Raw genomic sequence first — 13,065 nt, 5'->3', positions numbered from 1 at the left:
TCTCGCTCATGAAATTCCCCGACAAGGGGTGACAAAGCCGCGACAATAGGATATGTGCGCGCCCGGCATGGGAAATTTCCCATCAACCAGCAAAGAAAAGCAGACGTATTCGCTCCTGCCTTTATTGGCAGATATCCGAGGCTCGACCAAGGATAGACCATTCGGAGCGCTCTGGCTGTTGAACCAACAAAGAGGTTGATAACATGAACATCATTCAGCAGTTGGAAGCCGAACAGGCCGCCAAGATCGAAGCCAAGCGTACCCTTCCCGAGTTTTCGGCCGGCGATACCGTCCGTGTCAACGTGAAGGTCACGGAAGGCAACCGTACCCGCGTTCAGGCCTATGAAGGCGTTTGCATCGCCCGCTCCGGCGGCGGTCTGCAGGAAAACTTCACGGTTCGCAAGATCTCCTACGGCGAAGGCGTCGAGCGCGTATTCCCGGTTTACTCGCCGCTGATCGAAAGCGTCGAAGTCGTTCGCCGCGGTAAGGTCCGTCGCGCCAAGCTCTACTACCTGCGCGACCTGCGCGGTAAGGCTGCCCGTATCGTTGAAAACACCGGCACGCGCGCTCGCAAGCTCAACGATGCCGAGCGCCAGGCTCTGGCCGATGAAAAGGCTCGCATTGAAGCTGAAAAGGTTGCCGCAGCTCAGGCTCTCGCAGCCGAGAAGGCAGCGGCAGAAGCCGCCGAAGCAAAGGCAGCAGCCGAAGCCGCTGCAGCCGCCGCGGAACCGGCAGCAGAATAAGCTTTCCTCTTGGATTGCAGAGATCAAGGCGGCCTTCGGGTCGCCTTTTTTGTTGCGAAGGAGATAAAGGGACGAGAAGGAAAATTCCCCGCAAACCACGAGCTTTGGAGAGGCTTTTCTGTTTTTATCGTCGCGACCATGGCAATAGCCTTGCCATTCGCTTTCTAATTATGACAATTTTCCGTTGCGCTATCCGGGGAGATTTCCATGACATTCCGTCGTTCGTTTCTTTTGGGCCTGACCGCCCTCGTGCTTGCACCATTTGCTTCTTTCGCCGCCGATCTGCCGAACCTGAACGGCAAGACCGTGGTCGTCGTCACTGAGAATGCCTATCCGCCGCTGCAATTCGTCGACCCCAAGTCCGGCAAGCCGATCGGCTGGGAATATGACGCGATGAACGAGATCGCCAAGCGGCTGAACTTCAAGGTCGAGTACCAGAACACGAGCTGGGATGCGATGATCCAGGCCGTCTCCGAAGGCCAGTACAACATCGGCATGACCGGCATTACCATCAAGGAAGACCGCAAGCAGAAGGTCGACTTCTCCGATCCCTATATGCGCTCGCAGCAGTTCATGTTGGTGCGCGGCGACGAGAAGCGCTTCACCGATGCCAAGAGCTTCGCCGCCTTCAAGGAAGGCCTGATCGGCGCGCAGCCGGGCACGACCCCCTTCTACACCGCCGTCTATGAAGTCCTCGACGGCAACGAGCAGAACCCGCGCATCAAGACCTTCGAAACCTTCGGCGCGACCGTGCAGGCGCTGAAGACCGGCGATGTCGATCTGGTGCTGACCGACGGCACGGCAGGCAAGGGTTACGTCGACGCTTCAAACGGCGGATTGAAGCTGATCGGCGATCCGCTCGGCACCGAGGATTTCGGCTTCATCTTCCAGAAAGGCTCCGATCTCGTCGCTCCGATCAACGCCGCCATCGCCAGCCTGAAAGCCGACGGCACCTTCGACGCCCTGAACAAGAAGTGGTTCCTCGACTACAAGATGGGCCAATGAACCCTGCAGATCGATATACTGGAAGCCCGCTCTGATGGCACCATTGACAGGCCTGGGCGGGCACCCCGGCAAGGATGACTTTCCCTGGTGGTTGATCGCCCTTGCCATACTCGGCGTCGTCATTTCCTTTGCAATCGCGGCAAACGGCCTCTACGCCCAGATCTTCTCTCTTCTGCTCAACGGCATCGGCGTCACGATCTTCGTGACGCTGGTGGCCTTTACGCTTGCCATGCTGCTCGGCCTTGGGCTTGCGCTGCTCGGCCTGTCGGACTTCCTCGTGCTGCGGCAGGCGGCGCGCTTCTATATCGAGATCGTGCGCGGCATCCCGATGCTCGTGCTGCTCTCCTACGTCGCCTTCGTTGGCACACCAGCCTTCGTCGCCGTTTATAACTTCATCATTTCCCCGTTGATTTCCGCCGGCTGGACAAGCCCCCTTGTCGTCCGCGACGTGCCGTTCGTCTGGCGCACGATCATCGCGCTGACGATAGGCTATTCGTCCTTTATCGCCGAGATCTTCCGCGCCGGCATCCAGGCCGTCGACCAGGGCCAGATCGAAGCGGCAAAGGCGCTAGGCCTCACCCGCTTCCAGCGTTTCCGCCTCGTCGTCTTTCCGCAAGCGATCCGCGTGATCCTGCCACCGCTGTCCAACGACTTCATCGCGATGGTGAAGGACAGCTCGCTGGTGTCCGTGCTGGGCGTTGCCGATATCAGCCAGCTTGCCAAGCTCTATTACTCGGCCAATTTCCGCTACTTCGAAACGCTGTCGATCCTCGCTTTCATCTACCTGTTGCTGACGATTGGCCTGTCGCTATTGCTGCGGCAGCTCGAAGCCTGGATGCGCCGGCGTTCGGGCGGCGATCGCTCCGCCTTCCGCCGCATGGCGCCTGGCCAGCCGCCGGATGCGCAAGTGTGATGGCTGCGGCCAAACGTCGGCCCACCCAACACCACCCTATCGCCACCATTGCCGAAGGTTTTGAAAATTGGTATGAGCATCGGCATGACAAAGATCATGAGCAAAGACGGACAGCTCGTCACGGCTTTCGTGCTGCAGGACCATAAGCGCCTGCCGGCCCGATTCTTTGCGATGATTTCGGGCGCGCTCAACAGCCGACTTCGCTGATCACTCCCGAGGCCGGCGGTCCTGATCCGTCACCCCCATTTTCGACAATGCAATATGGATCTGTAGCCATGAGCGCTCCACGCACCCTTTACGACAAAATCTGGGATGATCATCTCGTCGACAGCCAGGACGACGGCACCTGTCTTCTCTACATCGACCGTCACCTCGTTCATGAAGTGACGTCGCCGCAGGCTTTCGAAGGCCTGCGCATGAGCGGCCGTAAGGTTCGCGCCCCGGAAAAGACGCTGGCCGTCGTCGACCATAACGTTCCGACCTCTGCTGATCGCCATCTCGGCATCAAGAACGAGGAAAGCCGCATCCAGGTCGAGGCGCTCGCCAAGAACGCGGCTGAATTCGGCGTGGAATATTACTCCGAAAACGACAAGCGTCAGGGCATCGTCCACATCATCGGCCCTGAGCAGGGTTTCACCCTGCCCGGCATGACCATCGTCTGCGGTGACAGCCATACGTCCACCCACGGCGCCTTCGGCTCCCTGGCGCACGGCATCGGCACCTCCGAGGTCGAGCATGTGCTCGCCACACAGACGCTGATCCAGAAGAAGGCGAAGAACATGCTGGTGCGCGTCGACGGCCAGTTGCCGGAGGGCGTCACTGCCAAGGACATCATCCTCGCCATCATCGGCGAGATCGGCACTGCCGGCGGCACCGGCTACGTCATCGAATATGCTGGCGAAGCGATCCGCGCGCTGTCGATGGAAGGCCGCATGACGATCTGCAACATGTCGATCGAAGGCGGCGCCCGCGCCGGCCTGATCGCGCCGGACGACACGACCTTCGAATATATCAAGGGCAAGCCGCGCGCGCCGAAGGGTGAAGCACTGGAGCAGGCGATCGCCTACTGGAAGACGCTGCAGAGCGACGAAGGCGCGCATTACGACCGCGTCGTCGTGCTCAACGCTGCCGCCCTGCCGCCGATTGTCTCCTGGGGTTCGTCGCCGGAAGACGTCGTCTCTGTGCAGGGCATCGTTCCGAACCCGGACGAGATCCAGGATGAGACCAAGCGCGCTTCCAAGTGGCGCGCCCTCGACTACATGGGCCTGAAGCCGGGCACTCCGATGACCGAGATCAACATCGATCGCGTCTTCATCGGCTCCTGCACCAACGGCCGCATCGAGGACCTGCGCGCCGTCGCCAAGGTCGTCGAAGGCAAGACGGTGGCATCCACCGTCGACGCGATGATCGTTCCGGGCTCCGGTCTTGTGAAGGAACAGGCGGAAGCCGAAGGCCTCGACAAGATCTTCAAGGCCGCCGGCTTCGACTGGCGCGAGCCGGGCTGTTCCATGTGCCTCGCCATGAACGATGACCGCCTGAAGCCGGGCGAGCGCTGCGCCTCCACCTCGAACCGCAACTTCGAAGGCCGCCAGGGCTTCAAGGGCCGCACCCATCTGGTCTCGCCGGCTATGGCAGCGGCAGCGGCAATCGCCGGTCACTTCGTCGATATTCGCGAATGGAACTGATTGATTTCAGATAACCGACAAAGGCGGCTTTCGAGCCGCCTTTTTTGTTTGTCTCGATGGACGAAGCACTGATCGGATTCCTGTCACCGGACTCTATCGTTCCGACGCGATTGCCGGATTGGCGGACGCTGATTTCCCGGCAGAAGGAAGCTGCTGCGCGCGCTGGCTCAGCCAGACGCTGCCAAGCACGATGGCGATGCCCAGAATCTGAATTGCGCTGAGCTGTTGGTCCAGCACACCCCAGCCGAGGATCACGGCGGTCATGGGACTGAGAAAGCCGAGCGGCGAGACGACGGATGGTTCCAGGCGCGACAGGCCGCGAAACCAGAGAATATAGGTGAGCGCCGCTCCAATCAGGCCGAGATAGGCAAAGCCCAGAATATTGGCGGCGGTCGGAAGAGGAAGCGGCGGCTCCATCATCATGGCGAAAGGCAGCAACAGCAAGCCGCCAGCGGTCAACTGCCAGGCAGTAAAGGTGAGCGGCGAGACATCGGGCCGCCAGCGCCGGCTGAGCACGGTACCGGCCGCCATGGAGACGGCGCCGCCGACCCCGGCCGCAATGCCGACGGGATCGAGCGTTGCCCGCGGCGTAAGGATCAAGAACGCAACGCCGACAATGCCGGCAAGCGCCGCCACGATAGAAAGGCCGCGGATCGGCGAGCCGAGCAAGAGGCGGGCCAGCACGATGACGATCAGCGGCTGGATCGCACCGACGGTCGCTGCCACGCCGCCCGGCAGCCGGTAGGCGGAGATGAACAGCATCCACCAGAAGATGGAGAAATTCAGAGCGCCGAGGACGAGCGATCTCACCCACCAGATGCCGTGCGGTACCCGCCGCACGATGGCGAGCAGAAGCAGCCCTGCGGGCAACGCACGCAACAGGGCAACCGTCAGCGGATAGCCGGCCGGCAGAAGTTCCGTCGTCACAAGATAGGTGCTGCCCCAGATCGCCGGCGAGACGGCGGTCAACAAGAGATCGGAATTGCGCGTCATGTCTTACTTCCGAATTTATCTTGACCTCAAGATAATCTGAAATATCTTGACGTCAAGATATTTTCATGGCGATGTCCGGGCATGGATCGCATCGACAAGATTCTTGCCCAATGGAAAAGGGAGCGGCCCGATCTCGATACCACCCCGATGGGATTGATCGGCCGCCTCGGAAACGTAGCCCACCATCTTGGCCGCGAGATGGAGCGTACTTTCGCGCAGTTCGGCTTGAATCGCGCAACCTTCGACGTGCTGGCGACGCTGCGCCGCTCGGGAATGCCCTATGCCCTCTCCCCCAGCGATCTGATGGCCGCCATGATGGTAACCTCCGGCACCATGACCAATCGCATCGATCAACTGGAAAAAGCTGGCCTCGTTGCCCGCAGCGTCAACCCTGAAGACGCCCGCAGCTTTCTGGTATCGCTGACCGAAAAGGGTTTTGCGCTGATTGACAGCGCGGTGGCAGCCCATGTCGAGACGCAGACCCGTCTCGTCTCTGGTCTGTCGGAGGAGGAAAAAGCAGCATTGAATACGCTGCTCGGTAAATATCTATCTGACTTCGAGACTGCGCTGGAGAAATCCGCCGCAGTCTGAACCGCCGAAAAGTAGCCCGCCGATGACGGGCTATTTTTACGCGTAGCATTCTTATCGGATCGGCCGCGTGGCGCTCTAACGGTTGACCCTTGCTTGCAGGTGCGGAGGATAGCGGTCCCCCTGCACGGCGATCTGAGAGAGTGCGTCGTCGATACGCTGAAGATCGTTGGCGGTGAGCACGACATCAACCGCTCCGATGTTCTCTTCAAGCCTGTGCATCTTGGTCGTCCCAGGGATCGGAACGATCCAGGGCTTTTGGGCAAGCAGCCAGGCAAGGGCAATCTGCGCCAACGTCGCCCGCTTCTGTGCCGCGATTGCGCCAAGCAGATCGACGAGGGTTTGGTTGGCCTTTCGCGCTTCCGGCGTGAAGCGTGGGACGATGTTGCGGAAGTCCTTACTGTCGAATGTAGTGCTTTCGCTGATCGCGCCGGTGAGGAAGCCTTTTCCGAGCGGGCTAAAAGGAACGAAGCCTATGCCGAGTTCTTCAAGGGTGGGCAGAACCTCCTCCTCAGGCTCTCTCCACCAGAGTGAATATTCGCTTTGAAGGGCCGCGACCGGTTGGATCGCGTGCGCACGCCGGATCGTCTGTGCGCCGGCCTCCGACAATCCGAAATACTTGACTTTGCCCTCTCCGATCAGATCCTTCACCGCACCGGCGACATCTTCGATCGGGACGTTCGGATCGACGCGATGTTGATAGAAGAGATCGATGGCGTCGGTCTTCAGACGCATCAGCGCGGCTTCGGCAACCCTGCGGATATGTTCCGGCCGACTGTTCATTCCGCTCTGGCCGCCATTCGCATCGAATTCAAAACCGAACTTCGTTACGATCACGACTTTTTCCCGAATGGGCGCCAGGGCTTCGCCCAGAAGCTCCTCGTTCTTGTAGGGGCCGTAGGCTTCGGCGGTGTCGAAGAAGGTGACGCCGCGTTCGAAGGCCGCACGGATCAGCTTGATCGCCTCTTGCGTATCCGTCGCCGGGCCATAACCATAGCTGAGGCCCATGCATCCGAGACCGAGAGCCGAGACTTCGAGACTGCTGTTTCCAAGTTTACGCATCTGCATGGCTTCTCCTCCCTCAGGCCCGATATTGCTCGTCGCTGACATGCTCCATCCATTCGACCACTTTGCCGTCGCGATGTTCCTGAATGGCGATATGGGTCATGGCCGTGGTGGGTGAGGCGCCGTGCCAATGCTTTTCGCCCGGAGAGAACAAGACAACGTCCCCGGGCCGTATGTCTTCGATCGGCCCGCCCTCGCGTTGAACCCGGCCAAGACCGGCCGTCACAATCAGGGTTTGACCGGCGGGGTGAGTATGCCAAGCCGTGCGGGCGCCAGGCTCGAATGTGACGCTGGCACCGGCCGCGCGCGTGGACTCATGGGCTTGAAACAGCGGATCCACCCGGACTGTTCCCGTGAACCAATCGGCTGGTCCCCTGCTCGATGGCTGCGAACCGTTTCGTTTGATTTCCATGACCTTCGTCCTTTGATCTAAGGGCAGCGCGATGAATTCGGCTGCTGATAACAGGCATTTAGGGCATGCGATTGACCCCGATTAGATGGTAAAAGTGGCAAAGGCTTATGAGAAGGGTTCATGAATGCCGCGCCAGCCCGTGAATGACCTCATTGCGTTCCTTGCCGTGGCACGGGAACAAAGCTTCACCAAAGCAGCCGCAAAACTCGGCGTTTCCCAATCGGCGCTAAGCCATACCATCCGCGGACTGGAGGCTCGTTTGGGGCTCAGGCTGCTGACCCGCACCACCCGCAGCGTCTCACCGACCGAAGCAGGCGAGCGTTTGCTCGTGACCATTGGCCCTCGCTTCGATGAGATCGAAAACGAATTGGCCGCCCTTAGCGAATTTCGCGAAAAGCCAGCAGGCACCATTCGCATTACCGCCGGTGAGCATGCAGCCGAAACCATCCTTTGGCCTGCACTGGAAACATTGCTGCCGCAATATCCGGATGTCCATGTCGAGATCATCGTCGACTACGGCCTGACCGATATCGTCGCCGAACGATATGATGCCGGCGTGCGGCTGGGTGAACAGGTGGCGCGAGACATGATCGCCGTGCGCATCGGTCCCGACATGCGCATGGCTGCCGTCGGTGCTCCCACATATTTTGAGAAACGGCCGAAACCGCTGACTCCTCAGGATCTGACCGGTCACAATTGCATCAATCTGCGCCTGCCGACGTACGGCGGCATCTATGCTTGGGAATTCGAGAAGGACGGGCGGGAGCTGAAGGTGCGGGTCGAAGGCCAATTGGTGTTCAACAATATCGCACTCCGCCTGAACGCGGCACTGGCAGGTTTAGGCTTGGCATATCTTCCGGAGGATATCGTGCAGCCCCATCTTCACGACGGGCGGCTCGTCAGGGTTCTCGAGGACTGGTGTCCGCCCTTTGCCGGATATCATCTCTATTATCCGAGCAGGCGGCAGGCCTCGCCGGCCTTCGCCCTGGTGGTGAATGCGCTTCGCCGCCGCATTTGAAGAGATTTTGCCCGCGGCACGATCAACGATTCTAAGCGGCCCGGAGTATCGGCTCCGGGCCTTCCGAATGCTGAGCGGAAAGACAATTCCCCTCCGCAAACCTCGACAATCAGAACGCCGCCGTCATCGGGTCCGGCCCGATACGTCCGCCAGCCGAATCCAATCTGGCGATTTCGGCGAGATCATACGCATCGAGTTTGAAGTCGAACACGTTGAAGTTTTCTTCGATGCGGCTCGGCGTCACCGATTTCGGGATGACGATCAGCCCGTTGTCCATGTGCCAACGGATGATGACCTGCGCCGGCGTGCGGCCATGCTTGGCGGCAACCTTGCCGATGACGGCGTTGCCGAGAAGCTTGCCCTGGCCGAGCGGGCTCCAGGACTCCGTCTTGATGCCGAGCTTGTCGTGCACCTCGCGCAAGCCCCTCTGCTGAAAGGTCGGATGCAGCTCGATCTGGTTCAGCACCGGGGTGACGCCGGTCTCGCCAATAATGCGGTCCAGATGCTCCTTGGCGAAATTGGAAACGCCGATCGAGCGGGCGCGGCCTTCTTCCTTGATGCGCAGGAAAGCCTTCCAGCTATCGAGGTAACGGCCACGATGCGGCGACGGCCAGTGGATGAGATAGAGATCGACATAGTCGGTGCCGAGCCGCTTCAGGCTTTCATCGAACGCCTTCAGGGTCGAATCGAAACCCTGGGCTTCGTTCCAGAGCTTGGTGGTCAGGAAGATATCCTTGCGGGCGACGCCGGACTGGCGAATGCCTTCGCCGACGCCGTCTTCATTGGCGTAGATGGCGGCCGTGTCGACATGGCGGTAGCCGGCCTTCAGCGCCGCGCTGACAGCCATCGGCGCGACGTTTTCCGGCGTCTGCCAGACGCCGAGGCCGACCTGCGGAATGGAATTGCCATCATTGAAAGTGATCGTCGATTGCGTGGTCACGATAAGTCTCCAAAGGATGAGAAGCGGTGGAGTGAAGGCGTGATTTAAATTCTGAAAGAAAGAAGCCGGGCCAGGGCCGCAGGGGCGCGCCGGTCGCAAACCTATATAGTGGGGAATACTGGGATTTTAACCCCGGGGCCGCCAGTCAGACGACGCGGATGGTCGTACCCTTGCGCAGCAGCGGAAGGATCCGCCGCATGTCGCGAAGATCGACCGCGACACACCCCGCCGTCGGCTCGTAGCCCGGCCGGATCAGATGAAAGAAGATCGCCGAGCCGCGGTGACGCTGGCGCGAGCGGATGTTCCAATCGAGCACCAGGCAGATGTCGTAAAGCCCATCGTGCCGCAGCATCTCTTCATGGCTTGGCTTGAACGGCGCCTTGACCAGCCTGTTGTAATTGGCGTCTTCCGGCTGATCGCACCAGAGCATGCTCTTGCGAATGCGCCGTATCGGCAGAGATGTACGTAGAAAGCGGACATGATCGCCGCGCGTGAAGCCGTAAAGCAGCTTCATCGCCGCAATCGGCGTCGCGCCGTCCCCTTCCCGCTTCAGCACGCTGCGCCCCGATCGGCCGATCGCCGCCGGCAGCGCCAGCGGCCCGATCTGCACTAGGGCGCGCGTGGACTTCCCCGGCGCGGGACGAACGACGATTGTGGAAACGGTCCGCCTGCCACCCGCCCTTGCTTTTTGCATTTTCCTCACATGTTTTTGCTTTGCTTGTGATTTCGTTTGAAATCATAGCAGTTTCAACTGGACGACCAAGCCCGAGCTGCCTGACGACTTGCTAAAAATGCAATTTGGCGTAGGACTTAAGGTGCAATAGAACGAGGACCGCAACGGCATGACCGCACGCACCATTCTGCTGGTGGATGATGACAACGACCTGCGTGAAATGCTGGTCGAGCAACTGTCCCTTTATGAGGAGTTCACGGTTCTGCAGGAAGCGACCGCCGGCAAGGGCGTCGCGGCCGCACGCGCCGCTCCCGTCGATCTGCTGATCATGGACGTCGGCCTGCCCGATATGGACGGCCGCGAAGCGGTGAAGCTGTTGCGCAAGAGCGGCTTCAAGGCACCGATCATCATGCTGACGGGCCACGACACCGATTCCGACACCATCCTCGGCCTCGAAGCCGGCGCCAACGACTATGTCACCAAGCCGTTCCGTTTTGCCGTGCTGCTTGCCCGCATCCGCGCGCAACTGCGCCAGCACGAGCAGAGCGAGGACGCAACCTTCACCGTCGGCCGTTATCTCTTCAAGCCAAGCCAGAAGCTGCTGACCACGGAAGATGGCCAGAAGATCCGACTGACGGAAAAGGAAGCGGCGATCATCCGCTATCTCTACCGCGCCGACCAAAAAGTCGTCACCCGCGATATCCTTCTCGAGGAAGTGTGGGGCTACAATTCCGGCGTCACCACCCACACGCTGGAAACCCATGTTTATCGCCTGCGCCAGAAGATCGAGCGCGATCCCTCCAACGCCGAAATCCTGGTAACGGAAAACGGCGGCTACAAGATCATTCCGTAGGCGATACGATGGCGCTCAACGACGATATCCGCCTGCTGTCGCAATTGCCGTTGTTCCACGGCATGGGCGATGAGCCGTTGCGGCTGATCGCCTTCGGCGCCGACCGTCGCCATGTCACAGCCGGCCTCACTCTGTTCCGCGAAAAATCGCCAGCCGAATGCGCCTATGTCATCGCCCGCGGCAGTTTTGAGCTGAGCACCCTTGATCCCACGGGGCAACCCCATGTCGAGGCCACCGTGCAGGCCGGCGCCATGCTGTCGGAGCTGGCGCTGGTGACGCTGGTGGAGCGCAAATACACCGCCGTGGCGCTGGAGGACTCCGATGTCATCCGCATCACGCGGGCGCTATTTCACCGGCTGATCGAGGAATACCCCGACGCCGGTCTGCTCATCCAAAACCGCGTCCGCGAAAATTTCGCCGTCCTCGCCAAGCAGGCCGCGGCGCTCCTGCACCGGTTTTCTTGAAACTCCTGGCTCAGAGATTGAAATGCGCGGTCACCGGCACATGGTCGGACGGGCGGTCCCAGCCCCGGGCCGCCTTCAGGATCTCGATGCGCTGCAGGAGCGGCCCGAGATCGGATGACGACCAGATGTGGTCGAGACGCCGGCCGCGATCCGCCGCTTCCCAATCCTTGGCGCGATAGCTCCACCACGTATAGAGCTTCTCGGTCTCCGGCACATGCTGGCGCATCAGATCGAGCCAGGCGCCGCGTTTCATCACCTCGATCAACCCGTCGGTTTCGACCGGCGTGTGGCTGACGATTTTCAGCAATTGCTTGTGCGACCAGACGTCATGCTCGAGCGGCGCGATGTTGAGATCGCCGACCAGGATCGCTGATGTGTTCGGTTCGGCATTGGCATGCAGCCGCTTCATCTCGTCGATAAAATCGAGCTTATGGCCGAACTTCGGATTGATCGTCCGATCCGGCTCGTCACCGCCGGCCGGAACATAGAAATTATGCAACCGGATGCGCCGGCCGCCGCGTTCGAAGATCGCCGAGATATGTCTGCTGTCGCCGACATTGCAATAATCCTGCCGATGGTCCTCGGTCAGCGGAACACGCGAGGCGATGGCGACGCCGTGATAGCCCTTCTGGCCATGGACGATGATGTGCTCGTAGCCGAGCGCCCGCAAAGGCGACAGCGGGAAGAGCTCGTTGGGGACCTTGGTTTCCTGCAGGCAGAGAATATCGGGCCGGTGCTGCATCACGAATTGCTCGACGATCGGCATGCGCAGCCGCACCGAGTTGATGTTCCAGGTCGCAATCGAAAATCCCATGCCCAAACCCTTATCCTTAGAGCGGTTCAGCGTTTCACAGAATCGCTTTCCCGCTCTATCCGTTTGTTTTTACGCATTCCGGACGGAAAACCGCTTCGCACTTTTCCTGGAATTGCTCTAATCAGGCTAGGGATTTAGACTGGCAAGGAGAGAAAAGGAAGATCGTTCAACCTCTTCTCCCCGTTCGTCATGGCTGGCAGGGGATCACCGGCTCGTGCCGGTATAATCGATCCGGAAAACGCTGTCGTCGAAGGAAATATTGGTCTTCACATTGTTGATGATGACATCCGTGGTCTTGCCCTGGGGGTCGATGACCGTCCATTGGCGCAGGTCGTACGTCTTGGAATCGAAGATCATGGCGATGGTCGAATCACCGAAGACGGTGCGGTTTCCGAGCGTGATCTTGGTAAGGTCCGGCTGTGCATCGACATTGCGCACCATGTCCGCGGAAAGGTCGATCTTGTTGGCGAGCAGCAGGCTCAGCGGCGTCTTCGAGAGCTGATACATGTTGTTCGTACGCGTCTGGTCGTTGATGACCTGGACGTTGTTGCCGTCGCAGATGACGCGCATGCGGGACGGCGGGTCATAGTTGAAGCGCAGCTTGCCGGGGCGCTGGATGAAAAACGCACCGCTCATCTGGTCGCCACGCGGCCCGATCTGCAGGAAGCCGCCCTTCATGGTCTTGATGGACGAAAAATGATCGGCGATCGCCTGGGCTATGCCGGGATTGAGGGTCGCAGCCGCAGCTTGCGACTGCGCAAAGGCCGACGCGGGGGCCGCGCTTGCCGCACCGGCCGCCAGCACAGCGCCGAGGAAATGACGGCGGGTCAGGTTCAGGCTGGTCAAGGGCTGTGCATCGGTCTTTTTCATCGAATTCTCCTTCATGCTTTGTCCATGGC

General features: G+C 60.2%; 16 protein-coding genes. 9 read left to right on the top strand and 7 right to left on the bottom strand.

Features of this window, described 5'->3' with window-relative positions; all coding sequences use genetic code 11:
- The first annotated feature begins 203 nt into the window (after positions 1 to 203).
- The 5 genes from rplS to leuC all read left to right on the top strand — a co-directional run bounded on the left by rplS (position 204) and on the right by leuC (position 4,346).
- Positions 204 to 743 carry a 50S ribosomal protein L19 gene (gene rplS / locus PH547_RS12330; protein ID WP_104824668.1) on the top strand — a complete coding sequence of 180 codons (540 nt, stop codon included), beginning with the start codon at positions 204 to 206 and terminating at the stop codon, positions 741 to 743.
- Positions 744 to 950: 207 nt separating this feature from the next.
- Positions 951 to 1,748, top strand: a complete 798-nt coding sequence (locus PH547_RS12325) for a basic amino acid ABC transporter substrate-binding protein (RefSeq protein ID WP_104824669.1) — start codon at positions 951 to 953, stop codon at positions 1,746 to 1,748.
- 34 nt (positions 1,749 to 1,782) lie between these two features.
- The gene (locus tag PH547_RS12320; RefSeq protein WP_104824670.1) at positions 1,783 to 2,661 is read left to right on the top strand and encodes an amino acid ABC transporter permease; all 879 of its coding nucleotides are present in this window, start codon (positions 1,783 to 1,785) and stop codon (positions 2,659 to 2,661) included.
- A gap of 84 nt (positions 2,662 to 2,745) precedes the next feature.
- On the top strand, positions 2,746 to 2,868 hold the full coding sequence (locus PH547_RS12315) for a hypothetical protein (RefSeq protein WP_260303993.1): 123 nt from the start codon (positions 2,746 to 2,748) through the stop codon (positions 2,866 to 2,868).
- Between the two features lie 68 nt (positions 2,869 to 2,936).
- Positions 2,937 to 4,346: a 3-isopropylmalate dehydratase large subunit gene (gene leuC / locus PH547_RS12310; protein WP_104824671.1), complete on the top strand. Its 1,410-nt coding sequence runs from the start codon at positions 2,937 to 2,939 to the stop codon at positions 4,344 to 4,346.
- A 93-nt stretch (positions 4,347 to 4,439) separates the two neighbouring features.
- Here the strand turns inward: leuC and PH547_RS12305 are convergent, their stop codons facing one another.
- Positions 4,440 to 5,339 (bottom strand): EamA family transporter, encoded by a 900-nt coding sequence (locus PH547_RS12305; RefSeq protein WP_104824672.1) that lies wholly within the window; start codon positions 5,337 to 5,339, stop codon positions 4,440 to 4,442.
- A gap of 81 nt (positions 5,340 to 5,420) precedes the next feature.
- On the opposite strand from PH547_RS12305, the gene PH547_RS12300 reads away from it, so the two are divergent.
- Positions 5,421 to 5,930 carry a MarR family winged helix-turn-helix transcriptional regulator gene (locus tag PH547_RS12300; RefSeq protein ID WP_104824673.1) on the top strand — a complete coding sequence of 170 codons (510 nt, stop codon included), beginning with the start codon at positions 5,421 to 5,423 and terminating at the stop codon, positions 5,928 to 5,930.
- A 75-nt stretch (positions 5,931 to 6,005) separates the two neighbouring features.
- Here the strand turns inward: PH547_RS12300 and PH547_RS12295 are convergent, their stop codons facing one another.
- On the bottom strand, positions 6,006 to 6,995 hold the full coding sequence (locus PH547_RS12295) for an aldo/keto reductase (RefSeq protein ID WP_104824674.1): 990 nt from the start codon (positions 6,993 to 6,995) through the stop codon (positions 6,006 to 6,008).
- 13 nt (positions 6,996 to 7,008) lie between these two features.
- On the bottom strand, positions 7,009 to 7,404 hold the full coding sequence (locus tag PH547_RS12290; protein WP_104824675.1) for a (R)-mandelonitrile lyase: 396 nt from the start codon (positions 7,402 to 7,404) through the stop codon (positions 7,009 to 7,011).
- Between the two features lie 124 nt (positions 7,405 to 7,528).
- Between PH547_RS12290 and PH547_RS12285 the strand changes: the two genes are divergently transcribed.
- Positions 7,529 to 8,422, top strand: coding sequence for a LysR family transcriptional regulator (locus tag PH547_RS12285; protein WP_104824676.1), 894 nt, complete (start codon positions 7,529 to 7,531; stop codon positions 8,420 to 8,422).
- 109 nt (positions 8,423 to 8,531) lie between these two features.
- Here PH547_RS12285 and PH547_RS12280 read toward each other — a convergent pair whose 3' ends face one another.
- Together PH547_RS12280 and PH547_RS12275 are read right to left on the bottom strand one after the other, a co-directional pair.
- Positions 8,532 to 9,362 carry an aldo/keto reductase gene (locus PH547_RS12280; RefSeq protein ID WP_104824677.1) on the bottom strand — a complete coding sequence of 277 codons (831 nt, stop codon included), beginning with the start codon at positions 9,360 to 9,362 and terminating at the stop codon, positions 8,532 to 8,534.
- A gap of 145 nt (positions 9,363 to 9,507) precedes the next feature.
- Positions 9,508 to 10,056 (bottom strand): L,D-transpeptidase family protein, encoded by a 549-nt coding sequence (locus PH547_RS12275; protein ID WP_104824678.1) that lies wholly within the window; start codon positions 10,054 to 10,056, stop codon positions 9,508 to 9,510.
- 148 nt (positions 10,057 to 10,204) lie between these two features.
- On the opposite strand from PH547_RS12275, the gene PH547_RS12270 reads away from it, so the two are divergent.
- Together PH547_RS12270 and PH547_RS12265 are read left to right on the top strand one after the other, a co-directional pair.
- On the top strand, positions 10,205 to 10,888 hold the full coding sequence (locus PH547_RS12270; RefSeq protein WP_104824679.1) for a response regulator transcription factor: 684 nt from the start codon (positions 10,205 to 10,207) through the stop codon (positions 10,886 to 10,888).
- An 8-nt stretch (positions 10,889 to 10,896) separates the two neighbouring features.
- Entirely contained in the window at positions 10,897 to 11,352 is a 456-nt protein-coding gene (locus PH547_RS12265) for a cyclic nucleotide-binding domain-containing protein (protein ID WP_104824680.1), read from the top strand.
- A 10-nt stretch (positions 11,353 to 11,362) separates the two neighbouring features.
- On the opposite strand, the gene PH547_RS12260 is transcribed toward PH547_RS12265, so the two are convergent.
- Complete coding sequence (locus PH547_RS12260) at positions 11,363 to 12,166, bottom strand: exodeoxyribonuclease III (RefSeq protein ID WP_104824681.1); 804 nt, start codon at positions 12,164 to 12,166, stop codon at positions 11,363 to 11,365.
- Positions 12,167 to 12,370: 204 nt separating this feature from the next.
- Complete coding sequence (locus PH547_RS12255; RefSeq protein WP_104825251.1) at positions 12,371 to 13,036, bottom strand: outer-membrane lipoprotein carrier protein LolA; 666 nt, start codon at positions 13,034 to 13,036, stop codon at positions 12,371 to 12,373.
- Between the last annotated feature and the right edge of the window lie 29 nt (positions 13,037 to 13,065).

Origin of the sequence: Rhizobium cerradonense (assembly GCF_030182455.1) — a bacterium.
Classification (GTDB): Bacteria; Pseudomonadota; Alphaproteobacteria; order Rhizobiales; family Rhizobiaceae; genus Rhizobium.
This window is presented reverse-complemented; position numbering and strand designations above follow the sequence as displayed.